The 15,797-nt window shown below is 32.0% G+C and carries 11 protein-coding genes and 3 pseudogenes; all 14 read right to left on the minus strand.

The genetic code is table 11. The features are described from left to right. Window positions 1–10 precede the first annotated feature (10 nt). The 14 genes and pseudogenes from JFU20_RS02895 to JFU20_RS02955 all read right to left on the minus strand — a co-directional run bounded on the left by JFU20_RS02895 (window position 11) and on the right by JFU20_RS02955 (window position 15,658). Window positions 11–840 (minus strand): annotated as a pseudogene (locus JFU20_RS02895) (SH3 domain-containing protein). Beyond that, window positions 830–1,363 (minus strand): RNA polymerase sigma factor, encoded by a 534-nt coding sequence (locus JFU20_RS02900; protein ID WP_033716138.1) that lies wholly within the window; start codon window positions 1,361–1,363, stop codon window positions 830–832. The pseudogene JFU20_RS02895 and the gene JFU20_RS02900 overlap by 11 nt, the downstream one beginning before the upstream one ends. Before the next feature lie 202 nt (window positions 1,364–1,565). After that, window positions 1,566–2,246 carry a lipoprotein BA_5634 family protein gene (locus tag JFU20_RS02905; RefSeq protein WP_201038317.1) on the minus strand — a complete coding sequence of 227 codons (681 nt, stop codon included), beginning with the start codon at window positions 2,244–2,246 and terminating at the stop codon, window positions 1,566–1,568. Window positions 2,247–2,281: 35 nt separating this feature from the next. Then, on the minus strand, window positions 2,282–4,219 hold the full coding sequence (locus tag JFU20_RS02910) for an FtsX-like permease family protein (protein ID WP_002165775.1): 1,938 nt from the start codon (window positions 4,217–4,219) through the stop codon (window positions 2,282–2,284). Beyond that, a complete protein-coding gene (locus JFU20_RS02915; RefSeq protein ID WP_002017024.1) occupies window positions 4,194–4,964 on the minus strand; it encodes an ABC transporter ATP-binding protein in 771 nt (256 codons plus the stop codon). The genes JFU20_RS02910 and JFU20_RS02915 overlap by 26 nt, the downstream gene beginning before the upstream one ends. Window positions 4,965–5,092: 128 nt before the next feature. Further along, the gene (locus JFU20_RS02920; RefSeq protein WP_002017026.1) at window positions 5,093–6,079 is read right to left on the minus strand and encodes a sensor histidine kinase; all 987 of its coding nucleotides are present in this window, start codon (window positions 6,077–6,079) and stop codon (window positions 5,093–5,095) included. A gap of 2 nt (window positions 6,080–6,081) precedes the next feature. Then, window positions 6,082–6,786, minus strand: coding sequence for a response regulator transcription factor (locus JFU20_RS02925; protein ID WP_002165776.1), 705 nt, complete (start codon window positions 6,784–6,786; stop codon window positions 6,082–6,084). 395 nt (window positions 6,787–7,181) lie between these two features. Continuing rightward, window positions 7,182–9,155: a penicillin-binding transpeptidase domain-containing protein gene (locus tag JFU20_RS02930; RefSeq protein WP_002165777.1), complete on the minus strand. Its 1,974-nt coding sequence runs from the start codon at window positions 9,153–9,155 to the stop codon at window positions 7,182–7,184. Window positions 9,156–9,606: 451 nt separating this feature from the next. Then, the gene (locus JFU20_RS02935; protein ID WP_002165778.1) at window positions 9,607–10,200 is read right to left on the minus strand and encodes an SGNH/GDSL hydrolase family protein; all 594 of its coding nucleotides are present in this window, start codon (window positions 10,198–10,200) and stop codon (window positions 9,607–9,609) included. A 169-nt stretch (window positions 10,201–10,369) separates the two neighbouring features. Further along, a pseudogene (locus JFU20_RS02940) lies at window positions 10,370–11,400 on the minus strand (VanZ family protein). 162 nt (window positions 11,401–11,562) lie between these two features. Then, window positions 11,563–11,694: pseudogene (locus tag JFU20_RS30085) on the minus strand (Fic family protein); the annotation flags it as partial. 89 nt (window positions 11,695–11,783) lie between these two features. Continuing rightward, window positions 11,784–12,941, minus strand: a complete 1,158-nt coding sequence (locus JFU20_RS02945) for an acyltransferase family protein (RefSeq protein ID WP_002017033.1) — start codon at window positions 12,939–12,941, stop codon at window positions 11,784–11,786. 142 nt (window positions 12,942–13,083) lie between these two features. After that, window positions 13,084–13,599, minus strand: a complete 516-nt coding sequence (locus JFU20_RS02950) for a transglycosylase SLT domain-containing protein (protein WP_201038318.1) — start codon at window positions 13,597–13,599, stop codon at window positions 13,084–13,086. A 745-nt stretch (window positions 13,600–14,344) separates the two neighbouring features. Beyond that, entirely contained in the window at window positions 14,345–15,658 is a 1,314-nt protein-coding gene (locus tag JFU20_RS02955) for a D-alanyl-D-alanine carboxypeptidase family protein (RefSeq protein WP_002165781.1), read from the minus strand. Window positions 15,659–15,797: the final 139 nt, after the last annotated feature.

Genomic DNA, 15,797 nt, shown 5'->3' on the forward strand with positions numbered 1-15,797 from the left:
CCTTCCTCTTTTACCATATAGATTCTATATTCGTTATTTCCCATTTACCTTCATCATTCTTTTCGAACATGAAAGAATATTTAATATCAGTTAAAACATACTTTTTTGTACATATCCAGTAGTATTACCGTTAATAGTCGATATTTTTATATATCCATCATTTTGCACTTTTTCCGGGATCCAAGCTTTTACCATTTCATTAGATACTTCATATAAAACTTGTGATTCTCGTTTTGGTTCAGCTAAAATTTTCGTTTTATTTCCAGTAACAGTTACATATATAAAATGTTCTTGCTTTGATTGATTACTTTCTGTCGATCCACTTGGCACTTTGTAGACTTTCTTCGTATCATTCACAAATTCTCCCCCCATTGTAAGAGCAACTTGCAACTCATGAAAAATATCTTCATCAAACTTCAATTCATCCTTCTTATAAGTCTTCCCTTTAAATAGAACTTCATCATTTAACACTCTATACAGGTCATTTTCATTTTTTGAATTTGTACTTCGATATAAATCATTCATAAATTGTTTTAATGATGGATCTTGAGCAGACTCATCTTTTGTTTTCGGCTTAATTTGAGTACTACTTTGTACCGGTGATTTATTATCATCAAGCCAAGGTTGTTGGACAATAAAAAATAACATTGTACAAACAAAAACAACTACAATAGGCAATACTTTTTTACGAAATGGTCTCTTGTGTGTTACAGAATCTACTTCACTATTTTGGTATATCGATTGTTTTATTTTATAAATAAATTCCTCTTCATCTTTACGATGCTCCATCGGGCCGTTTTTTAATTTCCTATACCAGTCAGGGTTTTTTTTACTGTTCATCATTTCTACCCTCCCCTATTAGTTTTGAAACCTTACTTCTCGCTCGGCTTAATCTAGATTTGACTGTTCCAATTGATACACCTAATGTTTCAGCCATTTCTTCATAAGATAATTCATATTTCGCGTCCAATATTAGTATTTCGCGGTGTTTTTTAGGTAGTTTTAATACAACATCCCACACATCATTCATTTCCTCTTGATTAAAAAATTCTTGTTCTGCCGATGGAGATTGCTTATCGTCACTAAAAAATCCCACTAAAGATATCCTTTTAAAATAAGAGGATTTCAAATAGTTTATTGCCGTATTTCTTGTAATTTTTAATATCCACGTTTTAATAGATGACTCCTTTCGAAACGAATTCCAATGTTTAAAAACCTTAATAAATACATCTTGTGTGATGTCATCTGATAAGTGTGGATCTTTCGTAATAATAAATGAATAATTCCATACATCTTGCCAATAGTCTTTTATAACATAGTCAAGCTCATCATGATTACATTTTTCAATAAACTTCTGTTCCATTTCCACACCTCAAACTTATTTGAATAAACATAAATCTGCCCTCACTTTTAATATGGTTTCAATATATAGACATGATACAAGTTTCATTTGTTCCATTGTTTATCTTTTTTTCGACAGATGATATTTCTAAAAAAATGTAATAAAAAAGACCAGGATAAATTCTTAAAATCATCCTGGTTTTTCTGTATTAAATATATTTTCATTATTTTTTTATACTAGAAACCGCATCTAATACATCCACTTGACTCCCCATAGTTTTAGTGAGTTTTTTCCATTCAGTTTCTGCTTGTACAGCCGTAACATCATCTGTGTTATATGGTCTATCTTCACCATACGATTTATTGAAATGAAGGATTTCCATTGATGTTTCATTTACAGGGATTTGATTGAAAGTAGTATTGTCAACAATTACAATCAGCTCCTCATAATCTGAATTACGATAGTGACCAAACCAAGTATCGCTAGCATACTGGACTTCTATTTTCTTTTCATTAATTGTTAATTCCTTAATTTTTTTATTTTTCTTACTAGCCAATAATATAGCTTTACCTTTTGGAGCTGAAGGTAATGACTTTATTGGATCTGAACTCCATACTTCATTATCATTATCTGATTCTCTCAACACACCTATCTCAACCATCTTCTCTGCAGTTTTTCGTTCCATAATTAATAGTTGTTTACCGTCAGTTTCTGCTTTTTTCACTTTATATAAAGTGTTGGTCTTAATTTCACTTTTATGTTGACTTACTATTTCTTTTAATGATTGTTCTTCCCCAATCAATAAAGCGGCATTCCTTGGTTCTTCTTTCTTTCCAAAAGAACAAGCCCCTAACATAGAAATTGATACAACTCCTGCCATACACACTTTCATTACTTTTTTCATTTCTTTTTCTCCTCTTTGCTTGTTTTATCAATACGTTACATGATTTTTTTATATAACCGTTGTAAATAACGCCAACGGACAGTGAAAAAGTACACACTTTGAATGGATATAAAGGCTAGTATAATTAAAATGGACATCTTTAAAACAGAGAAGTCAATTAGCTGTTGCAAGGCTATAAAAGCGACACCACTATGAATAATCGCTATAATTAAAGGCAAGAAGAACATTAACGTAAGCTGACGCGTTACGATTTTCTTTAGCTCTCTTCTACTTAGACCGACCTTCGCAATCATTTCATATTGTTGTTGTTCCCTTTCTAAATCTGCATATAGTCGGAAATATAAAAGACTGGCTGCGAACGTAAAGAATACGATCCCTACTAATACACTGACAATAAGTAAAATACCGTTCTCTTGTTTCGAAGAAATCCATTCGGAATACAATGCTTTAAAATAATGATGTGCTTGCACCGAATTATTATTACCCATTGTTGCTTCTAATTTTTTTGTAACCACTCTTGATTTCTCCCAATTTTCCACTACAAATCCATATTGACTTTTCATTACGTAAGAATCATCTTCCGTCTTTCTATTTGGGATTTTATCGTACAAAGAATCCGAAACAACAATAATAGCTCCAATTGTATTTGGGAGAACTATATATGGGACCGCCTTCTTGACCTGAAGAGACATCTCCAAGTTTTCCTGTACTACATCTATTTTCTCAGGTATATCCTTTCCTCTTGCATACTTTTCTTTTTGCGAAACTATTGATGGTACTATGATTGTTTGTTGATCATTGTCTAACTTTTCCATTTCATATCCGAAGATTTTTGCAAACTTGTTATACTCTGATACTTTGATTAGCACTAAATTATTTTCCGTGAATTTTGGATTCGTAACCGCTACCTGATAAGAGAAATTTGAGCGAGTAAGTTGTTTTTTCATTTCTGTAATGTGCTCTTCTTCTTGTGCATTTTCTCCTAACGAAGTATAGGTAAATGCAAATGGATTGATCATCTCCGTTAATCCCTTATTTCCCATTGCTAAACATGTACCAATTCCTGTGAAAGCCACAGCGGAAACAATCGCTAGCATAAAGAACATAGTTGCATTATCCTTCATACGATAAGCCAATTCAGATATAGTAAGTAGGTTCGTTTTATTAAAAAATACAGTGTCTTTTTTCTTTAAGACACGTATTACATACACGCTCAACTGTGAAAATAGAAAATATGTCCCTATCACTACAAAAACTACTCCTCCAAGTAAGTAAGGCATAATGAAGTTTCTTTCTAGTACGAAATAGAACACACATCCATACCCTAACCCAATTAATAATACGGAAAGGAATGCTAATGCTTTTGATGCCTTTGGCTCTGGTTTTGGCTTTTCCTCTGATTTCATCAAATCAATTAACTTGTTTGCTTTTACCATTTTAGAAGTAAACAACGAAATGACTAGAAACAGAATCAAAAATGCGCCACTTGTCGTAAAGACAGCTTTTATAGGAACGTAAAAAGGAAGACCCTTATCAATCGCTAATATATTTTCACTTGCCAATAAATTGAGCTTTGAAAATATCAAACCAATTAAGATACCAAATGTAATTGAAGCGACTCCAATTAACATATTTTCTAAAAAAATTAATTTATTTAACTGCGCCGGTGTCATACCATGCATGATTAAAATTCCAAATTCTTTTTTTCTTGTTTTTAAAAAAGAACTCACCGAATATAAAAGAAAGAAGAATGAAAATACAAAAATGAGATATTGAGAGATTTGCATCCCCATTGTTCCTAAAAGGCTCATTGTTTTACTTGTGGAGGCTAGTTCTCCTTGTAAATCAGGATGAAAAAGTAAGAGTGAATATGTGAAAAAAACCATAACTGAAAATGAGCTACTTAGAAAGTGTGCAGCATAAGTCCGCTTACTTCGAATGATATTATTAAAAGCGAATCTTTGAAAAGTCATGCTTACGACCTCCTAGTAATGCAAGTACATCTATAATTTTTTGATAAAACATTTGTTGGTTTTCTCCGTTATAAATTTCGTTATATAATTTTCCATCTTTAATAAATACAACGCGATCACAAAAACTTGCAGCCACTGGATCGTGCGTAACAAGCATCATTGTTGCATCTTGTTCTTTATTTAATCGTTTTAATAACTCCATTACATCATTAGCCGCTTTTGAATCTAAGTTTCCCGTCGGTTCATCTGCTAGTAATAATTTAGGTTTATGAATTAGAGCACGTGCAATTGCTGTTCTTTGTGCTTGTCCGCCTGATATTTCATATGTTCGTTTATTTAATATATCTTGAATGCCTAATTTTTCTGCAATACCTTCTACACGCTGATTCATATCCTCAACTTTAGTACCATCTAACGTCAGAGGAAGAACAATATTTTCTTTTACAGTTAATGTTGTAAGAAGATTGAATGCTTGAAACACAAAACCTAATTCACGTCTTCGAAATAATGCCAGTTCATTTTGAGATAATTGATATGGATTTTCTCCATTAATCAATATTTCTCCTGATGTGGGAGAATCAATAGTAGAAACCATGTTCAACAAAGTAGTTTTTCCACTTCCTGATGGTCCCATTATTCCTACAAACTCCCCTTTTTTCACACTCAAATTAATGTCGGCGAGCGCTTCATAAGATACCTTTCCTGTATAGATTTTACTCAGTTCACAGACCTTTAATATTTCCATATCGTTTTGCTCCTTTTTATCTTTTAATAACCTAAGTTTATCTAAGCGTCCCTTCTTCTCATATCGATTAACCTTTCATATATCTAACAGGTCTGTAATATTTCTGAAAAATCAAACTAAACACCGTTCTAACGATTTGCATAAGGGAAAATAATACAGATTGTTGTTCCTTTTCCTACTTCCGACTTTATTTCAATATCATGTTCCAATCTTTTTATAATATTTTTCACAAGATATAATCCCATCCCAGTAGATTCCTTAAATTTCCGACCGTTTATTCCCGTATAAAATGGGCGGAATACTCTCGGGAGGTCTTCTTTTGGAATTCCCACACCATGATCGTGTATTTCAAGGATTACTGAGCGCTCTTCTTCTAATGTAGTAATAGTAACGTTTTTTCTACTTCCTGCTGAATACTTAATGGCATTGGATATCACTTGATGAATAACAAACCGAAGCCACTTTCTATCGGTTTCTACCATAATAGTTTGCTTTACTTTTACTTCTGGATAAACATAGCTACGGATAAACAGACGTTTATTTTCACGGATTACTTCTTGAACGATTTCCTGTAACGAAACTCTTTCCACATAAAAATCTTGCTCAAACGTTTGTAATCGCGCCATATATAAGACCATTTCTAATCCATACTGCATTTGATCTACTTCTTCCACAATACTTTCAAAAACCTCCCCATTCTCTTCTTGTGTGATCAGTTCAATAACTGATAGGGGCGTTTTCATCTGATGCACCCATTGATTAATAAATGTAAGGTGCTCTTTTTGTTTATATTCCCAAGTCTTTAACTGTTGATGATATTGACTGTATTGTGTCTTTAACACACGCTGAAGTGCTACTGATAATGGAGTGGAATCGAGTTCTTCTAAGGAGTCCTCTAATGTTTCAGAAGGGTTGGATAATTTGTTATAAAATCTACGATGGCTAAAGTAGCGATAAAGTAAAAACGCAATTAAAAAGCATCCTCCTAAAAACACACTATATAACGCAGTAGATAAGTGGTTATATCCATCCAGCCAATAAACAGTTAGAACGACAAATAGCTGAATGATTGAGAAACAGATGAAAGGGATATGTTCACGTAAAAATAAATTCATTATTATACCTCATCATTCTTCCAAGTTATTTTCAAACGATATCCAGCACCACGAACTGTTTCTAATGCATTTTTTATTCCGATTTCCTCTAATTTTTTTCGGACACGTGTAACATTTACACTTAACGTATTATCATCTACATACGTATAGTCATCCCAAAGTTTTTCTAAAATTTTCTCTCGACTAACAATACTAGGAGATTGTCGTAAGAGAGTTTCTAGTAAAACAGTTTCTTTTTTTGACAGTATACACATGCTATCATTTAGCTTTAATTCCATTTTTTCTGGATAAAGTATTAAACCGGATTGCTGAACAACTCTTTCTTCCGCTTTCGGTGCGTATTCTCCGTAAATTCTTCGAAGATGACTTCGGATTTTTGCCATTACAACTTCATAATGAAACGGTTTAGTGATATAATCGTCTGCACCATGTTCAAGTGCCATAACTTGCTCCATCTCTCCACTACGTGCTGATATAAATATAATGGGACAAGTAGAGACCGTTCTAATTTGTCGGCACCAGTAGAAACCATCAAAACTCGGTAAATTTACATCTAATAAAACTAAATCAGGTTGAATTTTTTCAAAGTTAGCCAAAATATTTTCAAAATCCTCTGTAATATTCCCTGCATACCCGTACTTATTAATATGGGATTGAAGTAGTCTAGAAATTTTTTGGTCATCTTCTACAATCATGATTTTATACATATATTTAGCTCCTTTTATTTATGTATCTATTTATTATCTAGAAATATCTAATTAATACTTTTATCTTTTAGTATAAAGAAATTCCCCTCTTACTTATATTGAATAACCTTACTTCAAACTAACAGCTTTGTAATATTTCTGAAAATAAAGTTAAGTATAATAGCTCTTATTTTTTAAATTTCAATTATCTAATTTAACATTTTAAAATTTGTTGTTTTATAATTTTAAAATAAAAAATAATCGTATTTAATTGTGTAAAAAACACGTAATTAAATACGATTATTAAAATCATAAAATCTGCGTTTAGACATAAATTAACCGATTTCTAATATAATCTTGAATCGGTAAGGTTTGTATATTTACTAAAGGAGTAAATTTCACCTTCTAATTAAGTATTATTTCTGAAAAACATGTTTTATTTTTTCACCTGGAACGTTGCTCCCGCCTCTTCCTTTTACATCTTCAATCATCATGGTAACAATCATGTTTGGCGCGCTTGCATCGAAAGCTGCAAACCAACCAAGTTCTTTACCCTCTGCTTCTTTCGATTCTTTCAGTTCTGCTGTACCTGTCTTACCAGCGAGAGTTACACCATCAACTTTAGCAGTTCTCCCAGCACCATCAGGATCATTAATAACCTTTATTAACGCACTTTTTAATATCTCTTGATTCTTGGTAGAAATCACATTTTCTTTCCAATTTCCCGCTGCTTTTGTTTTTTTTATAAGATGCGGTGACGGAATGTTACCCTCATTGACAATCGGTGCATAAGTCAATGCTAAATGAAGAGGTGTCATTAATACTTGTCCTTGTCCGTACCCCGTGTCTGCTAGTTGAATATCATTTTTTATCCCATCTTTTGCAATTGTTGAAATAGGAAATTCGTATTCAATTGGTAATTTTTCATGAAATCCGTATTTCTTAAATTCATTTACATACTGATCTTTTCCTATTTTCAAAGCTTGTTGAGCAAAATAAATATTATCAGAGTACTTCATTGCCTTATCAAAATCAACTGGACTAGCATCCTTCACACGTGTTACATAATAACTTCCCCAAGATGAATCTTTTGTCCACTTTAATCCTTGAATTTTAAATTCTTCCTTAGGATTTATTGTGTTTGTTTCCAAACCAATTGCACCTGTTATCGTTTTAAATACGGAACCTGGTACAAATGCTTGTGTGAAGCGATTCATCATTGGCAGTTTCGAGTCATTATTCCATGCTTCCCGTTGAGCTTTTGATGCTCCTCTAACTATCGTATTTGGATTATAAGCAGGGCTACTTACAAGTGCAATTGTTTCACCCGTTTTAGGATTGATCGCTGCACTAGATCCTGCTTCATTTTTCATCTCATTAAAGATTTTTTCTTGAATTGCAGCATCAATTGTTAACGTAACATTTTTCCCTTCTTTTGCTTCTTTTTTTGCTACGTTTTTAATCTCTTTCCCGTTCTCATCTTCCATAAATACGCGTCCACCCTTTTCACCACGCAATTTATTCTCTAATACTTTCTCTAAACCTGTCTTACCCACTAAATCATCTGCTTGATAACCTTTTTTTTGAAGCGATTTTAACTCCTCTGCATTCACCTTTCCTATATATCCTGTTAAGTGTGCCGCTGCTTCTCCTAATGGATACGTACGAATATTTACTGGGCGAGATGAAACTCCTTCTAATTCAATATAATCATTCTGTCTGGTTCCCTCTTTTAAAATACCAATTGGTACAAAGGAATCTGGTTTTATCCATTTTGCTGCGAGCTTCTGATCGACCTCTTCTATAGACATATCAAGTAATTGTGCTACTATTTCTTTCGTTTGCGCTGCCGTTTCACCTAGTTTCTCTGGAATAATTCCAACTTCAGACGCTTTACCATTCGTTGCAAGCCCTTTTCCATTTCGATCATATATTTCCCCGCGTTTTCCTTGCTCTATTTGCATACGTACTTTGTAATCTTTTTTCATACCTGGGAAAATGAAGTCTGGTGTCCAATCTATTTTCCAAGATTCCTTATCTTTATCTTTCACGAGTTTTGCTTCATGGATGAATGAAACTGTTCCTCCATCCGTATCCATATTAACTTCAAAAAGAAAAAGTTCTTTATCTTTAGTATTCTCTCCTTTCGTTTTAATTTTTAAATTCTTAACTCCAATACCCTCATAAATTTTTTGATATTTCTCTGTGAACTCCTTTTTAGAAATCGTTTTTTTTGCATGTTCTGATAAATAATCATACATATTTGTAAATTTTTTATCATTCCATAAATTGATATATTCTTCAAATGCTTGTTTTGGCGGCTCATCTTTATTGCATCCTACCAACATAACTCCAAAACAAAAGAAAAGCAGCATCCATATTTTTTTCAATTCAATCTTCTCCCTTAATTAAAAATGATTATTCCTTTCTAAATATGTTAAATAAAAAATGTTTTAACGCTTAATAGACAGTGTAAGTAATGAAATAGTTCCACATTTACAAAAAAATTAAATTTATGGTTAAGCTGCATTCAAAAAGGGAAGATTTTAAGATTCTTACAAACGACGAATATATTTAGCGAACGTTATCATTATTAGTGTTGTTTTAACAATTCATTTAAAATACCTTTTAGTTCATTTTCGCCAATTTCATCTTTTTTCTTTATAGATTATTGATACAAAAAAAGAATCCTTATACTAAGGATTCTGCAACAGAAAATAACAAAAATATAAACAATAAAAAGAATTACTTAAAGTATAATTTATAGGCACTCTATATCCTTCTTTTTCGCACCAAAAACCCCTGTACAGCATGCGACAGGAGTTTAGGTCATTCTACAGCTTATTTAAAAGAGTCATGTACAGGCAAACTACTAAAAATCAATTCAGCAACTTTTACATATCCTTTTGAGTTTGGATGAATTAAATCCGTAGACCAAAGCGTATTGTCATTAACTAAATGATGATTCCAAAAGTCAACATGATGAAGCTTATACTCTCTACTCAGTGAAAGTATAACTTCATTTGCCTCTAATAATTGTTCTTTTAATACTTGTTTTTTTTCAGAAGGAAATGGAAGCCTAACAGTAAAATCTGGAAGGTTTGCTATAATAATATCAGCACTTGCTTTACTTAATGTATCTATCATAAATTCCATATCGTTCTTATATGCTTGATGATTCCAACGTCCTTTTAAAACATCGTTTGCACCTGCAATTAGACTAACCAAATCTGGATTAAAAGTTAATGCCTGTTCCAATTGCTGTGAGCGAATTTCTTTAGTTACTAACCCACGTTTTGCAAAATTAGCATATTTTAAATCATCTACACACAGTTGAACAAAATGATCTACCCAGCTTTTTAATGCTATTCCCTCAACTTCATCCCCTATCCCCTCTGTAAAACTATCACCAATCGCTACAAATCGCTTCCACATATATAGTCCCCCTTTTTTGTTATTCATATCTACACTATACAATAGCCCACAGCGTAATTGTTCTTCTTAAATGTTTTTCAATTTCAATTAAATTCCATAGGAGATTTTTCAAATGAGCAAGACAACTCGATTAAACTATTTCACATGAACAAAAATATGAAAATATACGTTATCTTCTCGCAGAAATAGGTTGAGACCAACTATCTTTCCCATTATCATTTAAGCGTACTTGAAAAACATATATAGGTTGAGAAAAGCCTTTTGTATCAGCGTAGTAATCTATATTATAATCTGTAATGACTAATGTATCACCTGCTTTGAAAGATATTATAGGATCAAAGTCTCCTTGTTTTAGTTTTTGAAATACTTCTTTTGGAGACAGAATTTCGACATCTCGAATATGTGATTTTTTTGTAACTGGCTCATTGTCATTAGGCATTTTTGTAATTTCCTCTTTGTAAACAGGCATTTTATTACCTTCGTCTTTTAACTCTATTGATGTTTTTATAGTGACATCAGTCATGTCTGTTTTTGTAATGGGATCTAAAGGCATATTCCCAAATTCCTTCATTTGATACGAAATCATTATTCCAAGTGCAACAAAACTTACTGTAATCGGAAGAAATAAATATTTGGTCATTTGTGTATCTGTTTCTTTTTTCTTCAACAATATAAGAACTATATTTAACATAGAATATCCTAGCATCATTCCTAAAGTATTATGAAGTAAATCAGCTAGTTCCATACTTCCACGTTGCATTATAAATTCAAGGATTTCAATCAATAAACTTGCTATAATTGAGCTGATTAACATCCATTTTGTTTTTTGAAAAACATTACTAAATAAAGGTAATAAAATTCCTAACGGAAAAAGCATACCTATATTCACAATGATATGGAAAAAAGAAGAAAATGAAAAGGTATTCCATGCTTTTTTATAAACACTAAGTACATCAAAGTCAATTGTTCTTGCAAAAGTTATATCATCTGGACGACCAAATGAAGTAGCTGATAATACAAGGGAATAATATCCTATTATCAATATAAACAATATAACTTGTTGTACGGTAAATTCCCCCCTCCTTTACATACCTTTTTGTATACTACAAAGTAGCTAAAAACAAAAATGAGTAGTAACAAGAATGTGAGTTGTATTGTAGGAATTGCAAAGGTAACAAGTAGTTCGGAAATAAAATTCATTTTACACCTCTGTTTTTACGAATAAAATATTCAATAGTTTTATATAACATTTTAGATATAGATAGCGATGTCTTGTTACCCCTAATAATTATTAATACAGAATTAAACCTGTATACATTGAGCATTTCTTCCTCCTGAAACCAGCTTTATTTGACCAAGCAGCTACAAGGAAACTAGCGTTTTACTAATTGTACTTTCGGCTATGTCTGGAAAAACGTTACGAAGATTCTCTTTAGTAAGAGGATTTTTGGAGTTAAGTATAAAATTAAAAATTTGTTCAATTTTAGTATATTTATATAGAATCCGTAATTGACCGATTCCTAATATACTTAAGAATCGGTAATATTCGTATATTTACTAAAGAAATAAAATCCCTTCAAGCATTACACTTTTTCCCGAAAATTTGTTGTTCTTTGTTTTGCCCAGTTGATACATTTCTTTTCAATTAAATGATACGAAACTATAGAAAGAAGTATTGTCATTGAAATACATAAAACAAGAAGGAAAAAGATAGGTATCTTTGTATACAAAAGTTTAAATAGTACCATCATGATTGGAAAATGACACAAATAGATACTGTATGAAATTTCTCCTAAGTATACAAATACACTCTTATTTAAAAATGCTTTCACTTTTAGGTTACTCATGGCCATTATTATAAATATACTAACACCGATTACGACACCCCAATCTTTTAATAAGAAAGTAGTATCATTACGGGAAAAACCATAAATTAAAATGGAATATAAATATAGAATAACCCCTAATGCAATAAGAAATCCTTTATTAAATTTTTTCATATTCCTATATAAGTAGATAAGCTTTTCCTGATGCTTAAAAATTAACATTCCAACCATAAACATCGATGTGAAATGCAGTGTATCGGCATAACCATTATAAAATCCCTCTGCTTTCCCTATATGCAACATATTAAGGAAAACACTAATTAAAGAAAAGCTCAAAGCAAATAGTATCGTTTTCTTCCAACTCAGTTTATAAAAAAGAAGGAATAACAAAGGAAACACAATAGATATACGCATTTCTTGAGCCAATGACCAGATAACTGGATTATAATTTTCCGTAAAAAAGTTATTAAGAAGCACAAAGTGGTTTATAATATCTATTTTTGTTATAGACCCTTGCCACCTATCATAGAACCAATCCCGTAGTCCAGCCACTTCATACGGCGAGAACAAAATAAATAAAGCAAAGGTAATGATTATCCAAAAATAATAAGGGATATAGATTCGTACAAATCGCTTAATTAAATATCCCCAATAATTTGTTTTTGAATGATAAAGTGCCATAGATAACACAAAACCACTTAGTACATAAAAAACGATTACAGCTTCCCCACCCGCCCATAAAAACCTAAGCGGGGAAAATTTAATAGAATTAGGCAACGATGGTAGCATTAAACAAAAATGTCCAAATACCACTGTAAGTGCTGCTAACCCTCGCATGGAATCTAATTCTTTTATTCTCTTACTCATAAAATGTTCTCCTTGTAAATTGTAGATTTTGCTGTTAATAAAGGCCACTATACTATTGTAGTGGGAGAATTATACATACTGTTTCTTTAAATTCCTAATATAAGCAGTACAAAGTCAATCTATGTGTCTGTATAAGGGAACTTTCTTATTTAGGCATAAGTTATATAATAATAGAAAGAAAAAAGAAATTTCATTCTATAAAATCGTATTGTCGTTTAGAAAACATTTTAAAACTGTTTTCTAACCCCTCGTTATAGTCTGTCTGTTTATCTGTCCATTGAACACCCTTATTTCCAGGCCACCCTGAGGTATTAGCAACATGTTTTAATAGTTCTTGTCCTTTTAAATTTTGCTGTAAACCACGGTTATATGCATTTTTCATATTAGATATTGCAATTCGGGTATTCGTTTCTATATTTTTCAAATCTTCGTTCGTTAAATCTTTAGGTGCTAGTCCACCTCGATGGAGCTGAAACAGTCCAAATGATGTGCCCTGATCTCCGACTGCATTTTGATCAAACTTACTTTCATGGAATGCAATAGATAAAGGAATCCATGGTGGTATACCATGCTCTATTGCTATTTGTTGAATCGTGTCTCTTACTTTAACTCGGTTAGTATGATGGTCATATGCGTATTTTGTAAGATATAGCCCTCCTGTTAAAACTAAAATAAATACTCCACTTTTTATTAATGTCCCTCCCATCGACGTCACCTCACTTGTCAGTATCAAAGATTATCATATCTTTTTGGTATATTAACTGATAATCTTGTATCATTTGATTATTCTTTGTTTCATTAATTACCGATTTTCAGGTGAAATTATTAGGGGGTTCCCTCCATATAACATTCGCTTTTATCACTTTCGGTACAATTTACTTTTGTATGGGAGAGCGTTTTCTCTGTATGGTACCGTACTTTTTTCTCGAATACCTTGCTTTTTTATTCGATTGAAATTAAAGAATAACTATATACATAGGGATACACGCTATAAAGAGATACTTAAATTTCTTTAAAAAATTCATTTTCTGGCCTCCATTTCTTTATATAAATAATTTAAAACAAAATATTTAATAGAAAGAAAAGATTTTATTAAATTTTTATAAAAGTTAATAACAGAAATAAGTACCAGGTATCGATTTTAATTGTCACTTGATGGAATAATGAATGTTTTTTTCATCATGTAACTTTATTAAACTAACCTTGCACCAGAACCCTTTGAATCGAACAATTCATAATAAACGCCATCCTTTCTGTATATTTCTACAAAAAGAATAGCGTTTTTTGATTATATGGATACAAATTTATCTTAGCTTGATTGCAATACCGAAAGTTCCGAAGAACCAGATTTGAGAATTAATGCAATCTTCCATTCCAAGCCATCCACATAAGAATCTATAATACTTTGAAACCTTTTATTTCAGGCTAATATTTAGTTTTATCCTACAAAGTTAGCCTTTTACTATATCAAGCGCACTATTCCACATACCGCTAAAGAAAGATCCTATTTCGCGCATTAAACGTGTAAACCAATTTGCTTGTTCTACTTCAGATTTTGTTACAAGGTCTACTTGTAATGATTTACCTGATAAAAATCCAGGATCTGTACTATCTTTAGGTGATATAGTCATTTTACTAATTGTTACATCTTTTTTAATAGGCGCTTCTTGTTCTTTATTCGATACTTTAAATTCTTTTTTATAAACGTCTTTGTTGCCCTTTGGCATTGGAAGTGAAACAGCTTGCTTCGCTTGAACAACCACATCTTTGTCCTTTGCATTTGCTACTCGCACTGTTTCATGACCTTTTACTACTGAATCTTTTTCATAGACCTTCTTCACTTCAAAATTCGCAAATCCATAATCATATAATTTCTTTGTTTCATCAAAACGTGCTGTATGAGAGCTTGCTTTTATAACTACAGAGATTAGACGCATACCGTTTCTTTCTACTGTACCAGTAAAACAATCTCCGGCTTCTGGAGTAGTTCCTGTTTTTAACCCATCTACACCTTCGTATTGCTTAATTAAGCCTTTTAACATCCAGTTAAAGTTCGTCATATCAATCGGATACTTGCCACCCTTTTGGAATGTTTTTTTAGGGATTTTTGCTGTATCTAATATTTTCGGGAAATCTTGAATAAGACGTTGTGCTAAAATCGCACAATCTCTTGCGGACATTTTATTTTTCTCGTCTGGAGTTGTCCCTTCTGGGTGATGTCCTTTTAAATCATGGTTTGTTAAACCTGTAGAGTTTACAAATTTATAATTTTTCATTCCAAACTCTTTTGATTTATCGTTCATCATTTTCACGAAATTGACTTCTTTTCCAGCAATCTCTTCAGCTAAAGCAATTGTTGCACCGTTTGCAGAGTAAATTACCATTGCCTCATATAACTCTTTGACCGTATAAGAGCCACCATTTTCTAATGGAACATTTGATAATGAGCGATCTTGCGAAATCTTATATGCATATTCAGAAATTTTAACTTTTTGATCCCATTTAAGTTTTCCTTTATCCACCGCTTCATGAACTAAGTATTCACTCATCATTTTTGTCATACTAGCAATTGCTAATAATTCATCTGCATTTTTTTGATATAAAATTTTTCCGGAATTTGCTTCTACTAAAATTGCTGATCCTGCTTCTACGTCTAAAGCAGGGACTGTTTCCGCTGATGCACTCCCAGATGTAACAACCATGCTACAAAATAGTGTAAGCACTGTTCCTATTGCAATAAATCTCTTGTAAAACATACCTTTCACTTCTGTTACCTCCAATATCTTTGTGCTCAAAAAAACGTTATTTTAACATAATCCTCCAAAAAATAGACAGTGTTATCAAATTCTATATACATATAAGACATTAGGACCACTTTCATATAGACCATCTCATCCCACACAT

This window comes from Bacillus sp. TH30 (assembly GCF_016650875.1).
Taxonomy (GTDB): Bacteria; Bacillota; Bacilli; order Bacillales; family Bacillaceae_G; genus Bacillus_A; species Bacillus_A mycoides.